Here is a 19,508-nt window from a genome sequence, read left to right as displayed (position 1 = left end):
CTAGGCAGGAGAATGAATATGTTTAAGAAACTTAGTACAAAAATGATTTTCACGTTTTTGCTCGTCTTTGCTCTCATTATCGCTTCATTATCCGTTTTTTTATACTTGCAGCAAAGCAAAAAAATTGAAAGTGATGTAAAAGAAGAGTCACAAGTGATAGTTAAAAACTTGAGCAGCAGTGTAGCCATGTTTCTTGATAAATACCAGTCGAACCTCAGTATGTTCGTGAATCAGGAAGCTGTAATTAATTTCTTGAAGGATATTGACGATGGAAGAGCCGATAAGTTTGCGGAAGACCGCCTCTCCATTCTGAGTAATTTCACAAAGTATGTAAAAGATAACCCTTCTGTTACAAACGTATATATTACAGGGACAGATGGAACAATTCTTCTGGAGCCGGATGTCACTCTCCCTGAAGACTTTAAACCGCTGGATGCCCCTTGGTATAAAGGGGCAGTGGATGAACCGGATAAGGTATTTTGGAGTGATCCTTATATTGATAAGTCTTCAAAAGAATTTATCGTTACCGGGTCAAAAGCTGTAAAGAATACTGCAACCCATAAAATAATCGGTGTAGTGGCTATTGATTTAAAAATTGATCAACTGAATGAATTGGTAGCACAAACCAAGGTCGAGTACGGCGGCTATGCTTTTTTGTTCGATAAAAAGGGCACAGCTATGATTCATCCTACTGAAAAGGGCAGTGATCTCTCAGATCTGGCATTTATTAAGCAGATGTATGATTCAAAGGAGAGCAGCGGCTTTATTGAGTACATATTTAAGGGTGAGGACCGGATCCTTTTCTATGATACAACACCGGAGGGCTGGAAAGCCGGTACGGCATATATTTATAATCATATGCAGGAAGATGCACAGTCATTGGGGAGGGTGTTAATCTTTGCTTCCATAGTGGCTATGCTGGTTCTGAGTGTGCTGGTTTACTTTCTCGCCAGATCAATAACAAGGCCTATTGCAGCCTTGAAGAATAAGGTCGAGATGGTGGCTCAGGGAAATCTCACAGTTGAGATTCAAACGAATGGAAGAGATGAAATTGGGCAGCTTGGAGTCCACTTTGGCATAATGGTATCAAGTTTGAGGAAACTGGTATCCTCTGTTCAAGCTTCTGTCCAAAGCGTAAGGATGGATGCTGAAAACTTAAGCATTACCTCTGAAGAAACCACAGCGTCCAGTGAAGAAATATCGCGTGCAATTGAAGAGATTTCTGCAGGTGCCTCTCAGGCCGCATTAGAGTCAGAAAAGGGAAGCCAAAGAACAATGGAGCTTTCTGACAAGATTGATCAATTAAATATGCAGGCAGGTACGCTTATGGATTTATCTGAAGGATCTGAACGTGCAAGCCGTGCAGGTTATTCACAGGTACAGGATTTGAAAGATACAGCCAAAGAATCCAGCCTTGTGATAGGATCTGTAGAATCAGTCATTCATCTTTTGAACGATAAGATCAATAATATTGAGAAAGTAATTTATGCTATCAATGAAATCTCAGAACAAACCAATCTGCTGGCACTGAATGCCTCAATTGAAGCCGCCAGGGCCGGCGAGCATGGCAAAGGGTTTGCTGTTGTAGCTGAAGAGGTCCGTAAACTGGCCGAACAGTCTTCGGCTGCGACTGGGGAAGTAAAGGAAACAATACTTGATATTCAGCAGGAGTCTGCACGGGCCATTAAAGAAATGGGCCGGACCAAAGATATTGCAGCCAGCCAGGAACTGGCGGTGCTGGATACAGAGAATGCCTTCAACTCGATTACTGACGCAATCAGCAGGATGGTCCAAACGATTGAGAACATCACAAATGATTCGGCATTAATGAATCAGTATAAGGATGAAGTGGTTGGATCCATTCAAAGTATGGCAGCCGGGTCCCAGCAGTCGGCTGCTGCCTGTGAAGAAATTAACGCTTCTTCCGATCAGCAGCTGGAAGCTCTGAAGAATATTGCCGCTTCTGCTGAGACCCTGAAGGATGCTTCCAATGAACTGTCCTATATTATCCAGAAGTTTGATACAGGGCAATAGGGTATAACTCTAATGCTAATGAAAACTCTTTTTCCGGCCAGCTTCGCGGCTCATAACAGCAATCAAAATATACTGAATGTAATACAGGTCATTTAAATTTTTCTTGTGGATCAGCTGGAGCTGGTTCAGCAGTTCATATAATTGTTTTTTGTTAAGCCGCTCAAGGAGAAGGTTTATGGCCTTTGTACGATTAATGATTACCGATTCCTCAGGGGTATTAATGCACATATCCTTGAAAGGGGTAATATAAACGGTCAGCAGATCCTTTATTTCAAAGGTCGTCAGATGATTGTCACTGAAAGTGCTGGTGTCATGCATATCCTGTCCCGCCTTTCATTTGATTTATTCTCTGTTTACCCGATACACATCCAAATATGATAGAAATTGTATTATAAATTAAATATAGTAAAAGATTGGTAATAAAAGCCCTGTTTCTGAAATAAAGGAACAGGGCTTTAGTCATTAGGAGCGTCATATTTTAAAGTGGCTGATCAGTTTTCTCAGGTCATCGGCCATCACAGAAAGAGATTTGGATGATATGGAGATTTCCTCCATGGAAGCAAGCTGTTCTTCTGTGGAAGCCGCAACCTCTTCCGTGCTGGCTGAATTTTGTTTAGCAATAAAAGAGAGCTGTTCGGCAGATTCTGTGAATTTATTGACACCTGCTGAAATTTGGCTGATGGCATGTGTGACCTCTTCCATCTGCGGCGTAATTTCCCTTGACCTTTTCAAAATTTGATTGAATTTCTGGGACGCTTCTTCTGAAATAGAAAGGCCCTCTTCCGTATTTTTGGACACATCCGCCATTACTGATACTGATTTCTCCGTGTCTTTCTGGATACTTTGGATGATTTCGGATATTTGTTTTGCAGATGCCTGGGTCTGTTCTGCCAGCTTCCTTACTTCATCAGCTACGACGGCAAACCCTTTGCCAGCTTCTCCTGCCCTGGCGGCTTCTATCGCGGCATTTAGGGCCAGCAGATTTGTTTGGCTGGAGATTCCGCTTATAACGTCTAAAATATTCCCAATCTCATTGGAACGCTGTGATAAGGATTGGATGACTGCGTTTGAATCTTTGACAGACCGGTGAATGCTTTTCATCTGTAAAAGATTATGCTTTACCGATTCTTCTCCTGCTTGTGCTTCCATTTCCGCCTCTTTTGATAATCCAAGAATGACAGAAGAGTTTTCGGCTATATGTTCAACTCCTTGATTGACTTCCTTCAGAATAAGGGAGTTGCCGTCCATTCTTCCTGATGCCTGCTCTGCACCGCCGGCAATTTCCTGAATGGCAGCAGCGACATGCTCTGTAGCCAATGTAGTCTGATCGGCGCTTGCTGTAAGCTGTTCAGAGGAAGAAGCTACATGTGCAACAGAATCCCTTACATTTGTCACAATGTTTTTAAGCGAATCAATCATATGATTGAAGCTTATGGCAAGCTGACCAATTTCATCTTTTCCCTGAAGGGGGATGCGGCTGGTCAAGTCGCCCTCGGCAATAGTCCTTGCTTTTTCAGCCAGCAGGCTCAGCGGCTTCGTTATGGAACGGGTAATAAAGATAATAATGATTCCGAAAATGAGTATTGATATGCCTAATACAGCGGCCAGGCTGATCAAGATGGGCTTGGCTGCAACATTGATTTCGTCTTTATACATGGTACCGACTATTTTCCAGCCTGTAAGTTTATTTGTTATGAACGTCATGTCCTTTTCCTGCCCATCCAAAAGGTAGGAAAACTGACCGTTTTCCAAATCATAAATCTTGTTTGCCCAGCTTTCGGTTGCCTGTGTGCCCGCTTCCTTGTCAGGATGTACAAGGTATTTTCCGCTTTCATCCAGCAAAAGGACGTATCCATCGGTTCCTATCTTCCCGCCAGCAGTTTCAGCCAGCATTCCGAGGTCAATGTCAATGCCGATTACCCCGCTTCCATCTTTATTGGTCTTAGCCAGAGAGATGGTGGTTCCGCCAGTGTTGACATCGGTGTAGGGTGCGGTGATGATTATCTCACCTTTTTTCTTCATTGCGTCTTGATACCATGGCCTTTCTCTGGGATTGAAGTCAGCCGGCAAATCAATTTTGGGAGATATGGTAGTTTCACCAGTATCTGTTCCTACATAGATGGCTGAAGCTTCTTTATGGAGCTTTGTGTATTGGTCAAATTTGGCCTGCAGTGCTTCTGTATCCTTGAATTCCTCCCGAAGAATGGCAGTTGTGAAGTACTCAAGATCATTCTCTTTTGGTGTGAAAATATTGTTAATATTCCTGTTTATTGCACCGATGCTTTCGTCTGCGGCTGAAAGGATGCTTTTTTCAAGTTCCCTTTTCGCTGAAAGATAGGAAAAGGTGCCAATTAAGATACTCGGAATGATTAATACCAAGGCAAAAGCTAATATCAGCTTCTTTTTAATTGTTAACCCGGGCAGCCTGATTTTTCGTTTTGCTTTCATTTTTATTTCCCCCATCCCCTACTATATTCCTAGGTGTTAATATATATATCGGCTTGGTGCTCTCTGTTTTAATTGAATTTATAAAAAATTTTAATAATTCAATCTAGGTTAATTTTGTAACAATTTGCTCCCTTTGTTCCGATATAACTTCTAAAAGAAGTTGAATTCATCAAAAAGAATGCCAGACAGACAGGGGAAGTTGCCATGAAACTAATTATGAAATCATTTCTGGTGGTCGGCAGTGCCATTTCCATATTTTTAGCAGTGATCTTCTTATATAGTTGGCCCATGCTCCTCAGGGACAGCAATGAGATGGACCGCCGGGCTTTAATGAAGGAGCTGAACAGAATAGAAAGCCATCTGGATTCGCAAACTGATGCTTTGAACAGAACAAATTTGGATTGGGCTGTCTGGGATGATACTTTCCGCTTCCTGAAGGGGAGCTATGAAAAATATCCACAAGTCAATTTAATGCCGGAAACCTTTCATAACAACCAGGTGAATTTCATGTTATTTCTGGATGACAAAGGTGCTTTGGTCTACCAGTCTGCCTATGATTTGAAGGCCGGCCAGCCTCTCAGGCCCTCCTTTGGTTTTTCAGAGGTATTCAGCGGGATGGAACAGGCTAAAGGGTTTGTGGAAACAAAAATGGGTGTGGCGTTTTTCTCCCGCCAGCCCGTTTATAGAAGTGACGGCAGCGGCCCTCCTGCTGGTGTGCTGATCATGGGGAAGTTCCTGGATCAGGATTTTGTAAGTCAAATGGGGAAAGAACTGGATCTAACCCTGTCTTTTAGTGAACAGGACGGAAAGCCGGGCGGGAAAATGGCAATAGAGCCTTACAGTGAAACCACACTAAAAGGGCTTCTGTCTATAAAGGATTCTGGAGGAAAACAGGGGTATATCATCAGCCTGCTGATGGACCGTGAATTTTATCAGCAGAAATGGTCAAGCATGGTGCAGCAGAGCTATTATATCGCCGGTTTTTCTGTCATCATGCTGCTTTTGGTTTTGTTTTTGCTGGACCGGTATATCCTTTCAAGGGTAGCAAGGCTGTCCAAGGATTTAGGGAGGATACAGAAGAGGCCGAACAGAGGATTACGGCTGCCCATCAGCTCAAGCCACAGTGATGAGATCACAAATCTTGAACATTCCATTAATAAGGTACTGGCCTCGCTCGAAGAAAAGAACCTGGAAATAACAGATCTTGCTTATATTGACCAGCTCACCGGCCTTCCTAATCAGGCATATCTTTTTGAGCATTATTTGAAGAACCTGCATGGCATGAAAGCTTTATTTTTCTTTGACCTGGATGGTTTTAAGCGGATAAATGATACATTAGGGCACCAGGCAGGAGATATTTTTCTAAGAGAAATAGCCGAGAAAGTTAAAGAGCTTGCAGATGAAAAAAACGGCCTCTTTGCCAGGCTGGCAGGCGATGAATTTGCCCTGCTTGTGCCCAACAGCGACAGGAAGGAATTAAAGGAAATTGCCAGTGGCATCCTTTCCCAGGTCGGGAAGGAGTATGAGGCATTCCAGTATAAGGCTTTTACAACGGCCAGTGTAGGGGTTTCTATATATCCAGGGGACGGCACTACACTAAACACACTTCTCCAAAGGGCCGATATTGCCATGTATGAGGCAAAAAGCAAAGGGAAAAACCAGTATATATTTTATGAAGATATCCCGAATGACAGCTATTACAGCAATCTCCTGGAATTGGAGCATGATCTGAAGCATGCTGCGGAACGTGAAGAGCTGGAAATCTATTATCAAATAATCATGGATAAAGAAGGGCAGCAGGCCGCATGTGTGGAGGCCCTTCTGCGCTGGAATCATCCTGATAAGGGGCTGATTTCTCCTGACAAGTTTATACCAATCGCTGAAGAAACAGGCCTTATCAACAAGATAGGATCCTGGGTTCTTGAAGAAGCCGTCAAACAGGTTGGAAAATGGCATGAGGCCGGCTTCACTGATCTTGGCTTGGCCATCAATCTATCAAAGTCGCAAATGAAGGACGGGCGTTTCATTGAAAAATTGGATGAAGTGCTTGAGCGCTATCAGTTTCCGCCTGGACTTCTGCAAATTGAAATTACTGAAAGCGATGTGAGCGATTATAAGAAAGAGCTGCTGCCTTTTGTCGGGGCTCTCCGGAAAAGGAAGGTTAAGATTGCTCTGGATGATTTTGGCGTTGGAACTTCCTCGCTGATTTTTCTCAAAGATCTGCCAATCGATATGATAAAAATCGACCGGAGCTTTGTTGGAAAGGTTCCTTCCCACACTTTTGATACCGTACTATTGAAGGGCCTCTACAAAATTCTAAGTGAGCTGGGGCTTGACTGTGTGACAGAAGGTGTAGAAACAGAGGAGCAGCTGCAATATGTAAGGGAAAACAGTTCATCCAAGCTTCAGGGCTATTATTTCAGCAAGCCTAAGCCGGCTATGGAACTGGAAAAGCAGCTGTACGAATTGACAGAGGGGAGTGGAAGGGCGACTGGCTTTTAAATGATCGCTGAAGAAATGGGGGAAGTCAGTTGAATGCAAAAGAAGCAATTAAACATCTGAATATAAAAGACCGAAAAACCGCTGAGGAGGTCTTGAGCATCCAGATCCCATCCTATCAGGCAGAAGCAAAGCTGATAGGCTTTGATGCTATCCCGCAGCTCCTGGATACAGCCGAAAGCTTGATGGCCTCCAGTGAAAGCTTTATCGGAATGAGCATGGAAGGAAGATTGGCTGGTATTCTTGCTTATGAAGAGGATGAAAATGGGGTGGTGGTCAGCCGCCTGACTGTTCATCCATCGTTTTTTCGGAGAGGCATCGCTAAGAGACTGCTTGCCTATTTAACCTGTGAATTTGCTGGAAGGAAGATGAAGGTGATGACAGGGAAAGGGAATATTCCGGCCCTTCAATTATATAAAAGGTTTGGTTTTAAAGAAAAAGGCGAGCTGGAGCCTGAACCCGGTGTACAGCTGACTATCTTGGAAAAAGAATAAGCCAAACCTATCACATATGATAAAAATTTCAATATTTTTCCTTTAATATCTCAGCCTTATAATTAACTAATAAGGAGGGGATCCCAGTGCCAATCAATTTTCATGAAAAAACGAATCAGCATACGTATTATTCCCGGAAAGCTGATCCAACATGGATAGAGACGGTTGGGAAGGAAATTGATATAAGGGGAAAAAGGGTTCTCGACATTGGGTGTGGAGGGGGAATCTACACCCGCGCTGTGGCTGATATGGGGGCAGCATATGTGACAGGGCTGGATTTCTCACGGGAACTGCTTGCGGCCGCAGGCAGGACCTCGGAGGGTTATCCGCAGATAGAATTTGTGCATGGAAATGCGTACGAAACCGGCATGGAGGCAGAGGCTTATGATATGGTGCTTGAAAGAGCTGTCATCCACCATCTCGACCAGCTTCCGGCCGCCTTTGCTGAATGCTTCCGGGTGCTGCGCCCAGGAGGATTTTGCCTGATTCAGGACCGGACGCCGGAGGACTGCCTGCTCCCTGGCAGCGGTACACATATCAGAGGGTTCTTTTTTGAAAAATTTCCGGAACTTGCAGAAAAAGAGATTCGGCGGAGATATAGCATTGCTGCTGTTCAATCAGCGCTGAAGGAAGCAGGTTTCTCCTCGGTCAAAGAGATTTCCTTATGGGAAGTAAGGAAAAGGTACAGCGATATCAGCGGATTGCGCCATGATTTGCTGGAAAGAACAGGACGCTCCATCCTTCATGAGCTGAATGACAGCGAGCTGGCAGAGCTCGCGGATCATATTGAAAGCAGGCTGACAGATGCCGGGGAAATCACGGAGCAGGATTGCTGGACCATCTGGCCTGCCGTGAAATGACAAAGCTGGTACTTTATTGTAAAATATATACAACTCAAGGCGGGAGGGCGGTATTTTGAAATTCAGAATGAAGCGGAAGAAAGAAAAGAAAAAGAATAGCAAGCTTGAAGTGATTGATGTTGCAATCGATCTGATTGAGCCGATTTACCTTCTGTCCCGGTTTCTCATCCGTTCCCTTTTTAAGTTTGTACAGTGAACCGAATCCTGAATATAAACAAAGAGAAGCACAGATGGCTATGCTTCTCTTTTGCATTTTTAAAAATTCGCTACTGTTACGCTTAGTTCCTCGGCGGAATCAGACAGCTTGGCTGCAGCGCTGCTGATTTCTGAAAGAAGGCCGGTGAGGAGCTCGATGTCCTTTTCGATCTGGCGGCTCTTATCCTTGCTTTCTGTGCTTGCCGACAGGATTTCTTTGAAGACATTCCCTGTGTTCTCAATCTCTTTATTTCCATTCACGACAATTCCATCAATCGTGCCGATCTGCGAAATGACCTCTGAAATTTGCCTGATCGTTGCATTCAGCAGGGATGTAATATTGGAGGAGGAGTCCTTTGTCTGTTCAGCCAGCTTTCTGACCTCATCAGCAACTACCGCAAATCCCTTCCCATGCTCGCCTGCCCGTGCGGCTTCAATAGCAGCATTAAGTGCGAGCAGATTGGTCTGATCTGCAATGCTTGTAATCACGCCGGCAATCTCGCCGATCTGGTTTGAGGTTTTTTCCAGGCTGCTGATGGTGCTTGTAATTTCATTCACATTGCTCTTCAGCTCATGCATATTTTCCACAACACGGTTCAGCTGATCACGGCCCTTGGAAGAACGCGATTCCATTTCTGTTGAAGAAATGGCCCCATCCTTTGCATTGCCTGAGATCTGCTGTGACTGATGCACAATCTGTTTAACTGATGCGCCTGTCTGCTCTGACATGGCTGCCAGATTTTCAACGATTTCCCCGACATAGCCTTTCAATTCTGTCTTCGCCTGGCTCTCTTTTTCGGCTGCAAGGTTTTCCATAGTCTTCTGCATAATGGAAATGCAGAGCTGGATCTCCAGATTGAAGATATTAGCCATTGCAAAACTCAGACGGCGCTGATCATTCGAAGTCAGCTCCAGCTCCTTCATGATTGCTCCCATCATGTTTTTCATAAGCAGCTGATAAATGGTCATATACCAGTGAATTTGCACCCCGATCTGTACATATGCTCTTGCGGCTACCCTGCGGCGCTCAATAAATTCTGCATTAACAATTCCGTCGAACAGACTGAGGATATACTGCTGGCTCATCTCTATTGTTACACCTATTTTAGAAATATCAGTTATTTTTCTTACATCCTCTTGTTCATAAGTGAGAAGTTTATTGTAAACGGCACTGATATGCTTTTCGGCAATCGGACGCACAGCCCGCAAAATAGCCAGATCTTCTTTTGTGAGCCCCATCACTTCAAGCTGCAGCTTCAGGTCCTGATCAAATTCCGCCTCCATCACCACATTTTGCTGTTCTCTTTGAATCAAGCTTTCAAGGTCAAACGATTTCGGTTTTGCTGTTTTCGTAAAAAGCACCTGAAACACTCCCATTTTCTATATCTATTTTCCTAGTTTATATCGGCAGTTTGGCAGGAGTTTTTACATATGTTTGAAGGGGGAGGGAAATGTTCTTAAGAAGGAGAGCTATACAGCTGTAAAGGAAGAGGTTTAATAGAGGCAGATATTGCAGAAAAAGCCTCCGGCAAAACGCCGGAAGCTCCACTTAGACGACAGGGATCAGCAATTTAACGATGGTCCCTTCATTTTCCTTGCTTGTAATATAAATGTTTCCGCCATGGCTTTTGATGATCCGGTTGCAGATCATGAGCCCAAGGCCCGTCCCCTTTTCCTTCGTGCTGTAGAACGGTTCACCGAGCTTAGGCAGCCGTTCTTCAGGGATGCCGACACCTTCATCCTTCACGCTGATCATCGCAAAGGTGTTATCCTGCCTGACTTCAATGCTGATTTTTCCGCCATGGGGCATGGCTTCAATCGAATTCTTGATAACATTGATGAGCACCTGCTTGATTTTATCGATCTCGCAGCGGACGCTGATTTCAGCCAGGGAGTATTTTACATCTATCATAATGTTATAAATAAGCGCCTGTGTGTTTAAAAGGGTGACGACGCTTTTGACTATATTCACCAGATTGGTTTCCTGTGCCTCTGTCACGACAGGCTTGGCAAGGACAAGGAGATCATTGACAATTTCCTCGATCCGTTCGAGCTCGGAAAGAATCACATCCCCATATTTTTCTGTTTTCCGCTCAGTAAGCAGCTGGGTAAAGCCTTTGATTGCGGTTAGGGGATTTCTGATTTCATGGGCGATTCCTGCGGCAAGCTGCCCGACGACAGAGAGCTTTTCTGCATTATGGAGCTTTTCTTCAGTCTTTTTCTGGCCGGTCACGTCTTTGATGATGATCTGGAAAAGCTTCCGGTTCTTAAAAACGGTGGGGATCAGCTGGATGGCTGCCTTCCGGGTGCTCCCGTCGCTCCTGATGAGGTTTAATTCAAAGCTGACGGTTTGGTTCGCCTGATAAAAATCCTTCAGATAGCCATGGTCAGAAGGTGATACATAGTCATATAAAGAAGCGCCTATGATTTCCTTGCTTGAAGTGAAGCCAAACACCTTCTTGCCTTCATCATTCATATAAGTCCATATGCCTTTTTCAGTTGTCATGCCTATGGTATCCCGGCTGTATTCAACCAGGAAGCGGTATTTTTCCTGGGTTTCCATGTTTTCTTCTTCCATAATGACGCGCTCGGTCATATCTCTGGAAATGCACATGGCTTCCTGGCTGTCCCCGAGTGTGCTGATGCTGGTCTCAAGCCAGATATAGTCGCCTTCCTTGCGGCGGAACCGGAATGAAATGCGTGAGCTGCTGCCCGGGGATAGCCCGCCGAATTCTTTTTTGAGGATTTCTTTATCTTGGGGGTGGCAGTAGGCGAGAATGCAATCCTTGTAAAGTTCCTCTTGTGTATAGCCCAAAAGGGTGCTGCAGGATGGTGAAACGTATAAAAAGATACCTTCTTTTGTATGCCTTGAAATCAGGTCTGCCGAATGCTTCAGAGCCAGTTCGAGATTCTTTGCTTCAACTTTGTCCACAAATAATTCAGATTGATAGTCTCTGTTTGCTGCAATCAAAACCATTCTCCCTCCCGGAATGCAGTACAATTTGCTCTTTTCCACTATTATACAATAGACGAGTGGGCAGAAATATAGGAGTAAACTCCCTCTTCTTGTGTGTATCCCTAGGAGAATGTTGATAACAGAAGCGGAAAATGTGGAAAACCCCCTTTATCCACAGAAGAGGGAGCTTTATTTTTCCAGAACTCTATAAAAAATAGGTAAGGGCTTACAGAGATTGTGGATAAAAAATTTTATCCACAAATTTTTAAAAAGAGTTTGACAGAACTTTAAAACGCGTGTAAAGTAAAAAACAATTAATCAAGCAAACAAACTTAATACGATAGCTTCTTATCCAGAGAGGTAGAGGGACTGGCCCTATGACACCTCGGCAGCGGACTGATGAACCGTGCCAATTCCAGCAGGCAGATTGCCTGAAAGATAAGAAGAGGACGAACGCCTATTATTCTGCCCTCTTCTTTTTGAAGAGGGCTTTCTTGTTTTCCGGAATAAAAGTGCGGGGTGCTGCATAGCTATTGTGTTAAAACCAATTAATTTTATAGGAAAACCATAATTTCTTATCCAGAGAGGCAGAGGGACTGGCCCTGTGAAGCCTCGGCAGCGGACTCTTATGAGTACTGTGCCAATTCCAGCAGGTGTGAGCCTGGGAGATAAGAAGAGCCAATGCTGATGATGCATGCCCTCTTCTGTTCTCAGGAGAGGGTTTTTTAATGTTAAGAAAGTATATTTTTTCAACTTTGATTAGTGTCTAGCTCCAGCGCCTACCCCCTCGAGGTCACAAGCCACTCCTCCCAAAAAGGCAAAGAACGCCTTTCCGGGAGGCACGTCTTGAGGCCCCCAGGATGGGGGTCATGCAGACGTTGCCACAGGACGTGGCGGTCTTAGTCTGTGTTCCTTAAGGGTGACCAAGGCGCTTGCGCATTTCTTATTTGATATGGAGGGTGAAACAAAATGATAGAATTCCAGGATCTCAAAAAGGTGTATGAAAGCGGGGGCCAGCAGGTTGCGGCATTGAATGGCATTGATCTTGCCATCAATAAAGGAGAAATCTTTGGTGTCATCGGCTTCAGCGGAGCGGGGAAAAGCTCGCTGATCCGCTGTGTGAATCTGCTCGAAAGGCCGACCTCAGGCAAGGTGATTGTCGATGGGCATGACCTTACCTCCCTTTCAGCAAAAGAGGTGAGAGAAGTTAAACGTAATATCGGGATGGTATTCCAGCATTTCAATCTGCTGAACTCAAAGACGGTGTTCGCCAATGTAGCCATGCCGCTCACCCTGGCAAAGCTGCCAAAAGAGCAGATCCGCAAACGGGTCGCTGAACTGCTTGAGTTTGTCGGCCTTGCCGATAAAGCGGATAAATATCCGGATCAGCTTTCAGGCGGCCAGAAGCAAAGGGTCGGGATTGCCAGGGCGCTTGCGACACAGCCATCGATTCTTCTGTGCGACGAAGCGACATCGGCCCTTGATCCACAGACGACAAGCAGCATCCTTCAGCTTTTGAAAAAAATTAATGCAGAATACAACATCACCATCCTGATCATCACCCATGAAATGACGGTCATCAGGGAAATCTGCGACAGGGTGGCGGTGATCGAGGCAGGGAAGATCATTGAGGAAGGATCAGTGTTCGATGTATTCTCGGCACCGAAAACACAGACTGCCCAGAACTTTGTCAGCTCTGTTATGAATGATTCGATCCCTGATTCTGTAAAGCAGCTTGTTGAGAAAAACAATGGCAGGGAAAGGATCTTCCGGATCAATTTCGTCGGCCAGTCAGCCGGACAGCCGCTGCTTTCCAGGCTTGCCAAGAAGTTCGATATAGATATAAATGTGCTGTTCGGGAATATCACCGAGCTGCAGGGCATCCCGTTTGGGAACCTCGTTGTTGAATTCCAGGGAACCGACCAGGAAGTGCAGCGCGCCCTTATGTACATTCATCAGGAAAAAGTCTCAATCAAGGAAGTGAAAGCACATGCTAGTTGATCACACGCAAATCATAGAAGCACTCATCGAAACTATTCAAATGGTGGCCTTCTCGCTTCTTTTTTCAACCATCCTTGGATTGCCGCTGGGCATCCTGCTGGTAATTACGAGAAAAGGCCATCTGCTGGAGAATCTGCCCGTGTTTAACGTGCTGAATGGGATCATCAACATATTCCGCTCTGTTCCATTCATCATCCTGATGGTCGCAATCATCCCGGTGACGCGCCTTTTAGTAGGCACCTCAATCGGAACGGCGGCTGCTGTTGTACCGCTCGTATTCTATGCCGGTCCATATATTGCAAGATTGATCGAGAACTCGCTCCTGGAGGTTGATCCGGGCGTCCTCGAGGCAGCAGAAGCGATGGGAGCAACACCGGCACAGATTATTTTTAAGTTTCTCGTACCGGAAGCGCTCAGCTCACTTGTCCTGGCACTGACCATTGCAACCGTCGGACTTGTCGGAGCATCAGCCATGGCAGGGGCTGTCGGAGGCGGAGGGCTTGGCGATTTGGCCATTACCTACGGCTATCAGCGCTTTGATACAACGGTCATGATCATAACAGTAGCCATCCTGGTCATTATGGTCCAGGGGCTGCAAAGCTTCGGCAATATTTTATCCAAAAAAATCAGAAGACGATAACAGGAGGAATCAACATGAAAAAACTAATATTAACAGTAATCATTCTCGCGCTGGCGGTTTTCAGTGCAGCCTGCTCATCATCAACAAGCGGCAAGGAAAAAGAAAAAGAAGTGAAAATCGGGGTCAGCGGGTCTGACAACCGCATTTGGGACTTCGTAGCCAAGAAGGCTGAAAAAGAAGGAATCAAAGTTGAAATCGTCCGCTTCTCTGATTATGTCCAGCCAAACATTGCCCTTGCAGAGGGAGAGCTTGATGCCAATGCCTTCCAGACTATTTCTTACTTCAACGCTTTTAAAAAGGAGCATGATCTGGATCTTTCTCCAATCGCGACAACCGTTATTGCACCAATGGGGATCTACTCTGAAAAATATAAAGATGTAAAAGATATCCCGGAAGGCGGAAAGATTGCCGTCCCGAACGAAGCAACCAATATGGGAAGATCATTCCTGCTACTGCAGGAAGCCGGCTTGATCACGCTGCCTGAAGACTTTGACGGAAATGGCAGCATCGACAAAATCGTAGACAACCCGAAAAACCTTGAAATCGTTCCTGTAGTAGCGGGCCAGACACCGCGCGTCCTGCCGGATGTAGCGGCCTCCATCATCAATAACGGAATCGCTGTTGATGCTGGCTTCAACCCTGTTGAAGACTCCATCTTCCACGAAAGTGCAACAGCAACACCATATATCAACATCATTGCCGCCAGAACAGAAGACAAGGACAATGAGACTCTGAAGCGCCTCGGAGAACTGTATCAGGAAGATGATGTAGCTGAATTCATCGAAAAAGAATACAAAGGCAGCACCATCCCGACATTCGTCCCGCTTAGTGAAATCGGAGAATAAAAACCGGTGCCTGGCACCGCAAATAGGAGGAGATCATTATGTCAGCACCTGCTAAATCTGTAACTGAATTGAAGGAAAGAATCAATCAAAGTGTGGAAGCTGGAAGGGACCTTTACCTTTCAACAAGCCATCAGATCCATGACAAGCCGGAAATCGGCAACGAGGAATTTTTTGCATCCGGATTGCTTTCGGGAATTCTTGAAAAAGAGGGCTTTGAGGTCGAACGCGCAGTTGCCGGCCATGAGACAGCCTTTGCCGCAAGGAAAAAGTCTTCCAAGACTGGACCGTCCATCGCTTTCCTTGCAGAATATGACGCGCTGCCGGGAATCGGCCATGCCTGCGGCCATAATATCATCGGCACAACAAGCACAGCGGCAGCGATTGCACTAAGCAAGGTGATTGAAGAAACAGGCGGGGAGGTCGTCGTATTCGGAACACCCGCCGAGGAAGGCGGTCCGAACGGCAGTGCAAAGGGCAGCTTCGTAAAGCACGGCTTGACTGAGGGAATTGATGCAGCGCTTATGATCCATCCTTCAAGCAAGACGGCACTGACAAGCTCCTCACTGGCAGTTGATCCATTGGATTTTGAGTATATCGGGAAGCCTGCCCATGCTGCGGCTTCACCGCACGAAGGCATCAATGCACTTGATGCGGTCATCCAGCTTTTCACTGGAATCAATGCCCTGCGCCAGCAGCTGAAGGATGATGTCCGGATCCACGGCATTATCACTCACGGAGGCGATGCACCAAATATTATCCCGGAATATGCAAAAGCGCGTTTCTTCATCCGGGCAGCGACAAGAACCTATTTAAATGAGGTTACAGAAAAAGTAAAGAAGGTGGCAGAAGGTGCCGCCCTGGCAACGGGTGCTGAATTGAATGTGATCGCATTCCAGAATGAAGTCGATAATCTTCTATTAAATAGAACGTATGATGAAGCATTTCGTGAAGTCATCGAGGAACTGGGCGAAGAGGTGGATATCTCAGGCAGGGAAGGAATCGGTTCGACAGATGCAGGCAACATCAGCCAGCAGATACCTACGATCCATCCTTATATCAAGATCGGCAGCGATGATCTCGTTGCCCATACTGTACCTTTCCGTGAAGCTGCACGCTCGGAAAAAGGAGATGAAGCCCTGCTGACGGGTGCAAAGGCGCTGGCACAGACGGCATTCCGGCTTATCACTGAGCCTGAACTGCTTGCTTCCATTAAAGAAGAGTTCGCAAGGAACAAAGAAGCGCAAAAATAAAGGATGGAGCTGCCGATATGGCGGCTCCATTTTTCCATTATACTATTGATTTTTATTAAGGTTTTCCTGGGCCATACGGATCAGCTCTTTCACCATGCTGCCGCCGATCGGGCCGCCGACTTTACCTGCCTCGCGGGATGTCAGCCTGCCGTTATATCCCGGCTGAAGCGGAACGTCCTTTTCCCTGGCCACCTCATATTTTACTTTCTCCGGCGCCTCCGCACTGACCTTATAGCCCTGGCCGGCCATGACACGTGCCTTCAATGTATCGAGAGCTTCGCGGGATTCTGGTACAAGGGGGCGCCTCCTTCTTCTGGACATTATGCAAACCTCCTCTCTGTTCATTATGGTTAGTATTTTGCAAACATACGGTTTCTAAGCGATGCTCCTGCCAAATAATCAGCATCAAACAGAATCCGGCGAACAGACGCCGATGCCAGAAGGATAAAAGTAAAACAGAGGCATTTTATTGAAATTGCTTGTATCATATACTTTGAACCGCTATTCTAATGTTATACTTGTCCGCAATTCATAGTGAATCTATCATAAAGAAGGTGTGAAAAAGTGGCGCTAAAGTATCTTTCAGCTCTGCTGCTGCCCGGACTGCTTGTCATGTTCTTTACGAGGGTGACGTATAATCATGTGATCGGGCTTATTCTGACTGTCGCCCTGATTGCCGCCTCCGTCTACAAGGGCTATACAGACAGCTGGGGGCTTATTGTTGTTGATGCCTTTTCTTTGACTGCCGGTTTCTGGTATGCACAGATTATGAAACAAAGAGCAAAAAAGCGAGCTTGATTCAATAATATCTTTTAAAAACCTGCCTGGTTTAAATCGGGCAGGTTATTTTGTGTAGCAAGCAAGGTTTTTAGCTGTCATCACCATCCATATTTCCCGCCGACATATTTCGCGGGAAATATCCCAGCTTTAAGGGGCTGGTTCACCATATAATCAAACGTTTGATTAACCTTTCTTCGGCAGGAATCGAGCCGTTTCGGGCAGGAGGTGTTTTTAATCATCATATGTTATTCATATAAAACGAATATCCGTTCGCATATTCCTGGTTTCTTTCATGTGCTTTGTGGTAGAATGAGGATATGAGTTTTTCAGCTTCGTACAAGGCTTCAGACCTTTTTCTTCTATAATATATCTTCAGCAGGAATCATCACGTGCATTTAGGACCGCTTAACCATTAAAAGAACAGGGGGCAACGGAAGCAAGGTGCTTGCTTACTGGTATGCCTGCCTGCAAATATAGATAAAATGTTAAAACCAACTTCTTGAACAGGAGGCTTTTTTTGTGAAGGACCAATTTGAATTAGTCTCAAAATATTCGCCGCAGGGCGATCAGCCGGAGGCCATCAGCAGGATTGTCGAGGGCATTCGATCCGGCAAGCGTCATCAGACCCTGTTGGGTGCGACTGGTACTGGTAAGACGTTTACCATTTCCAATGTGATTAAAGAGGTTAACAAGCCTACTTTGGTCATTGCCCATAATAAAACTCTGGCCGGCCAGCTTTACAGTGAGTTCAAGGACTTTTTCCCGAACAATGCTGTAGAGTATTTTGTCAGTTATTATGATTACTACCAGCCTGAGGCATACGTGCCGCAGACAGATACATTCATTGAAAAAGATGCGAGCATCAATGATGAAATTGATAAGCTGCGCCACTCAGCGACGTCTTCACTTTTTGAACGGAAAGACGTTATCATCATCGCCAGTGTTTCCTGCATATACGGCCTCGGTTCGCCGGAAGAGTACAAAGAGCTTGTGCTCTCCTTGAGGACAGGGATGGAAATTGAGCGCAACCAGCTTCTGCGCCGCCTTGTTGATATCCAGTATGAGCGGAACGATATTGATTTCCGGAGGGGGACGTTCAGAGTCCGAGGCGATGTGGTGGAAATCTTCCCGGCTTCAAGGGATGAGCATTGCATGCGGGTCGAATTTTTCGGTGATGAGATTGACCGGATCCGCGAGGTGGATGCACTGACCGGAGAAATCATGGGCGAGCGCGACCATGTTGCCATCTTCCCGGCCTCCCACTTCGTCACACGCGAGGAAAAGATGAAGATTGCGATCGGTAATATCGAAAAGGAATTGGAAGAGCGTCTGGAGGAAATGCGTGAAAACGGCAAGCTTCTTGAGGCGCAGCGCCTGGAACAGAGGACGCGCTATGACCTTGAAATGATGAGGGAAATGGGCTTCTGCTCAGGGATCGAGAACTATTCCCGCCACCTGACTCTCCGCCCGGCCGGATCGACGCCGTATACGCTGATTGATTATTTCCCTGATGATTTCCTGATGGTCGTGGACGAATCACACGTAACGATTCCGCAGGTAAGGGGAATGTTCAACGGAGACCAGGCCAGGAAGTCAGTCCTTGTGGATCATGGATTCAGGCTGCCTTCCGCGATGGACAACAGGCCGCTCACCTTCCCGGAATTCGAAAAGCATATTAATCAGATTGTATATGTTTCCGCAACCCCGGGTCCATATGAAATAGAGCATACGCCGGAAATGGTCCAGCAGATCATCCGGCCGACAGGGCTGCTTGATCCGACGATCGAGGTGCGCCCGATTGAAGGCCAGATTGATGACCTGATTGGCGAAATCAATGAACGGGTAAAGAAGAATGAGAGGGTCCTCATTACGACCTTGACGAAAAAAATGTCAGAGGACTTGACCGACTATCTGAAGGAAATCGGCATAAAGGTGCAGTATCTCCATTCAGAGGTCAAGACGCTGGAACGGATTGAGATCATCCGTGAGCTCCGCCTTGGAAAATATGATGTACTGATCGGGATCAATCTCCTGAGGGAGGGGCTCGACATTCCGGAGGTTTCCCTTGTCAGCATTCTTGATGCAGATAAAGAGGGCTTCCTCCGTTCAGAGAGGTCCCTCATCCAGACAATCGGGCGCGCGGCCAGGAATGCATCCGGCCATGTCATCATGTACGCAGACAAGATCACCAATTCAATGGAGCTGGCGATCAGCGAGACGAAAAGGCGCCGGGCCATCCAGGAAGCTTATAATGAGGAGCACGGCATCACACCGCAGACGATTCAGAAGGAAATCCGCGATGTGATCCGCGCCACCCACGCTGCCGAGGAGCAGGCCGATTATGCTGCACCAGCCAAGCCGGCAAAAATGACAAAGAAAGAACGCGACAAACTGATCGCAAATATGGAAAAGGAAATGAAGGAAGCAGCCAAGGCGCTCAACTTCGAGCGGGCGGCCGAGCTTCGTGATTTATTATTAGAGCTGAAAGCGGAAGGATGACGAACTG

The 19,508-nt window shown here is 46.0% G+C and carries 16 protein-coding genes, 3 pseudogenes and 2 riboswitches; of the genes and pseudogenes, 12 read left to right on the top strand and 7 right to left on the bottom strand.

The genetic code is table 11. The annotated features are described in order from the left end of the window. Positions 1-12 precede the first annotated feature (12 nt). Both ACQCVH_RS10475 and ACQCVH_RS10470 read left to right on the top strand, forming a co-directional pair. Positions 13-1,086, top strand: a pseudogene (locus ACQCVH_RS10475) (cache domain-containing protein); the annotation flags it as partial. Further along, positions 1,081-2,034 (top strand): methyl-accepting chemotaxis protein, encoded by a 954-nt coding sequence (locus ACQCVH_RS10470; RefSeq protein WP_426835828.1) that lies wholly within the window; start codon positions 1,081-1,083, stop codon positions 2,032-2,034. The pseudogene ACQCVH_RS10475 and the gene ACQCVH_RS10470, both read left to right, overlap by 6 nt. A gap of 15 nt (positions 2,035-2,049) precedes the next feature. Here the strand turns inward: ACQCVH_RS10470 and ACQCVH_RS10465 are convergent, their stop codons facing one another. From ACQCVH_RS10465 to ACQCVH_RS10455, 3 genes and pseudogenes are all read right to left on the bottom strand, one after another. After that, on the bottom strand, positions 2,050-2,352 hold the full coding sequence (locus tag ACQCVH_RS10465; RefSeq protein WP_426835613.1) for a hypothetical protein: 303 nt from the start codon (positions 2,350-2,352) through the stop codon (positions 2,050-2,052). 153 nt (positions 2,353-2,505) lie between these two features. Then, complete coding sequence (locus tag ACQCVH_RS10460) at positions 2,506-3,453, bottom strand: methyl-accepting chemotaxis protein (protein ID WP_426835827.1); 948 nt, start codon at positions 3,451-3,453, stop codon at positions 2,506-2,508. Further along, positions 3,448-4,482 (bottom strand): annotated as a pseudogene (locus tag ACQCVH_RS10455) (HAMP domain-containing protein); the annotation flags it as partial. The gene ACQCVH_RS10460 and the pseudogene ACQCVH_RS10455, both read right to left, overlap by 6 nt. A 204-nt stretch (positions 4,483-4,686) precedes the next feature. Here ACQCVH_RS10455 and ACQCVH_RS10450 point away from each other — a divergent pair. From ACQCVH_RS10450 to ACQCVH_RS10435, 4 genes are all read left to right on the top strand, one after another. Then, on the top strand, positions 4,687-6,984 hold the full coding sequence (locus tag ACQCVH_RS10450; protein WP_426835612.1) for a bifunctional diguanylate cyclase/phosphodiesterase: 2,298 nt from the start codon (positions 4,687-4,689) through the stop codon (positions 6,982-6,984). A 29-nt stretch (positions 6,985-7,013) separates the two neighbouring features. Continuing rightward, positions 7,014-7,475 (top strand): GNAT family N-acetyltransferase, encoded by a 462-nt coding sequence (locus tag ACQCVH_RS10445; RefSeq protein ID WP_426835611.1) that lies wholly within the window; start codon positions 7,014-7,016, stop codon positions 7,473-7,475. A gap of 86 nt (positions 7,476-7,561) precedes the next feature. Continuing rightward, positions 7,562-8,335, top strand: a complete 774-nt coding sequence (locus ACQCVH_RS10440) for a class I SAM-dependent methyltransferase (RefSeq protein WP_426835610.1) — start codon at positions 7,562-7,564, stop codon at positions 8,333-8,335. 55 nt (positions 8,336-8,390) lie between these two features. Beyond that, the gene (locus ACQCVH_RS10435) at positions 8,391-8,531 is read left to right on the top strand and encodes a hypothetical protein (RefSeq protein WP_257992396.1); all 141 of its coding nucleotides are present in this window, start codon (positions 8,391-8,393) and stop codon (positions 8,529-8,531) included. 59 nt (positions 8,532-8,590) lie between these two features. Here the strand turns inward: ACQCVH_RS10435 and ACQCVH_RS10430 are convergent, their stop codons facing one another. The 3 genes and pseudogenes from ACQCVH_RS10430 to ACQCVH_RS10420 all read right to left on the bottom strand — a co-directional run bounded on the left by ACQCVH_RS10430 (position 8,591) and on the right by ACQCVH_RS10420 (position 11,507). Then, positions 8,591-9,109, bottom strand: a complete 519-nt coding sequence (locus ACQCVH_RS10430; RefSeq protein WP_426835826.1) for a methyl-accepting chemotaxis protein — start codon at positions 9,107-9,109, stop codon at positions 8,591-8,593. A 243-nt stretch (positions 9,110-9,352) separates the two neighbouring features. Further along, positions 9,353-9,814: pseudogene (locus ACQCVH_RS10425) on the bottom strand (protoglobin family protein); the annotation flags it as partial. A gap of 265 nt (positions 9,815-10,079) precedes the next feature. Continuing rightward, a complete protein-coding gene (locus ACQCVH_RS10420; RefSeq protein WP_426835609.1) occupies positions 10,080-11,507 on the bottom strand; it encodes a PAS domain S-box protein in 1,428 nt (475 codons plus the stop codon). Between the two features lie 324 nt (positions 11,508-11,831). Next, positions 11,832-11,931, top strand: a riboswitch (SAM riboswitch). Between the two features lie 127 nt (positions 11,932-12,058). Then, positions 12,059-12,161: riboswitch (SAM riboswitch) on the top strand. Positions 12,162-12,455: 294 nt separating this feature from the next. On the opposite strand from ACQCVH_RS10420, the gene ACQCVH_RS10415 reads away from it, so the two are divergent. Genes ACQCVH_RS10415 through ACQCVH_RS10400 form a run of 4 tightly spaced genes read left to right on the top strand, consistent with a single transcriptional unit; the run spans position 12,456 to position 16,222 of the window. Further along, positions 12,456-13,487, top strand: a complete 1,032-nt coding sequence (locus ACQCVH_RS10415; protein ID WP_426835608.1) for a methionine ABC transporter ATP-binding protein — start codon at positions 12,456-12,458, stop codon at positions 13,485-13,487. Next, complete coding sequence (locus ACQCVH_RS10410; protein ID WP_426835607.1) at positions 13,477-14,127, top strand: methionine ABC transporter permease; 651 nt, start codon at positions 13,477-13,479, stop codon at positions 14,125-14,127. The genes ACQCVH_RS10415 and ACQCVH_RS10410 overlap by 11 nt, the downstream gene beginning before the upstream one ends. Before the next feature lie 14 nt (positions 14,128-14,141). Next, positions 14,142-14,972 (top strand): MetQ/NlpA family ABC transporter substrate-binding protein, encoded by an 831-nt coding sequence (locus ACQCVH_RS10405; protein WP_426835606.1) that lies wholly within the window; start codon positions 14,142-14,144, stop codon positions 14,970-14,972. Positions 14,973-15,010: 38 nt separating this feature from the next. Continuing rightward, positions 15,011-16,222, top strand: coding sequence for a M20 family metallopeptidase (locus tag ACQCVH_RS10400; RefSeq protein WP_426835605.1), 1,212 nt, complete (start codon positions 15,011-15,013; stop codon positions 16,220-16,222). A 42-nt stretch (positions 16,223-16,264) separates the two neighbouring features. Here ACQCVH_RS10400 and ACQCVH_RS10395 read toward each other — a convergent pair whose 3' ends face one another. Further along, entirely contained in the window at positions 16,265-16,543 is a 279-nt protein-coding gene (locus ACQCVH_RS10395) for an alpha/beta-type small acid-soluble spore protein (protein ID WP_426835604.1), read from the bottom strand. A 243-nt stretch (positions 16,544-16,786) separates the two neighbouring features. Between ACQCVH_RS10395 and ACQCVH_RS10390 the strand changes: the two genes are divergently transcribed. Beyond that, positions 16,787-17,020, top strand: a complete 234-nt coding sequence (locus tag ACQCVH_RS10390; RefSeq protein WP_009793031.1) for a CsbA family protein — start codon at positions 16,787-16,789, stop codon at positions 17,018-17,020. A 501-nt stretch (positions 17,021-17,521) separates the two neighbouring features. Further along, entirely contained in the window at positions 17,522-19,501 is a 1,980-nt protein-coding gene (uvrB, locus tag ACQCVH_RS10385; RefSeq protein WP_426835603.1) for an excinuclease ABC subunit UvrB, read from the top strand. The last annotated feature ends 7 nt before the right edge of the window (positions 19,502-19,508 follow it).

The organism is Bacillus infantis (assembly GCF_050107595.1).
Taxonomy (GTDB): domain Bacteria; phylum Bacillota; class Bacilli; order Bacillales; family Cytobacillaceae; genus Bacillus_AB; species Bacillus_AB infantis_C.
The sequence above is the reverse complement of the archived record's forward strand: the minus strand, read 5'-3'. Positions and strand labels throughout refer to the sequence as shown.

Excerpts from the sequence above, each read along its gene's own strand:
- ACQCVH_RS10465 (WP_426835613.1), bottom strand. The coding sequence starts at position 2,352 with ATGCATGACACCAGCACTTTCAGTGACAATCATCTGACGACCTTTGAA.
- ACQCVH_RS10430 (WP_426835826.1), bottom strand. The coding sequence starts at position 9,109 with ATGCATGAGCTGAAGAGCAATGTGAATGAAATTACAAGCACCATCAGC.
- ACQCVH_RS10450 (WP_426835612.1), top strand. The coding sequence starts at position 4,687 with ATGAAACTAATTATGAAATCATTTCTGGTGGTCGGCAGTGCCATTTCC.
- ACQCVH_RS10470 (WP_426835828.1), top strand. The coding sequence starts at position 1,081 with ATGGTATCAAGTTTGAGGAAACTGGTATCCTCTGTTCAAGCTTCTGTC.
- ACQCVH_RS10410 (WP_426835607.1), top strand. The coding sequence starts at position 13,477 with ATGCTAGTTGATCACACGCAAATCATAGAAGCACTCATCGAAACTATT.
- ACQCVH_RS10400 (WP_426835605.1), top strand. The coding sequence starts at position 15,011 with ATGTCAGCACCTGCTAAATCTGTAACTGAATTGAAGGAAAGAATCAAT.
- ACQCVH_RS10460 (WP_426835827.1), bottom strand. The coding sequence starts at position 3,453 with ATGATTGATTCGCTTAAAAACATTGTGACAAATGTAAGGGATTCTGTT.
- ACQCVH_RS10420 (WP_426835609.1), bottom strand. The coding sequence starts at position 11,507 with ATGGTTTTGATTGCAGCAAACAGAGACTATCAATCTGAATTATTTGTG.
- ACQCVH_RS10415 (WP_426835608.1), top strand. The coding sequence starts at position 12,456 with ATGATAGAATTCCAGGATCTCAAAAAGGTGTATGAAAGCGGGGGCCAG.
- ACQCVH_RS10405 (WP_426835606.1), top strand. The coding sequence starts at position 14,142 with ATGAAAAAACTAATATTAACAGTAATCATTCTCGCGCTGGCGGTTTTC.
- ACQCVH_RS10395 (WP_426835604.1), bottom strand. The coding sequence starts at position 16,543 with ATGTCCAGAAGAAGGAGGCGCCCCCTTGTACCAGAATCCCGCGAAGCT.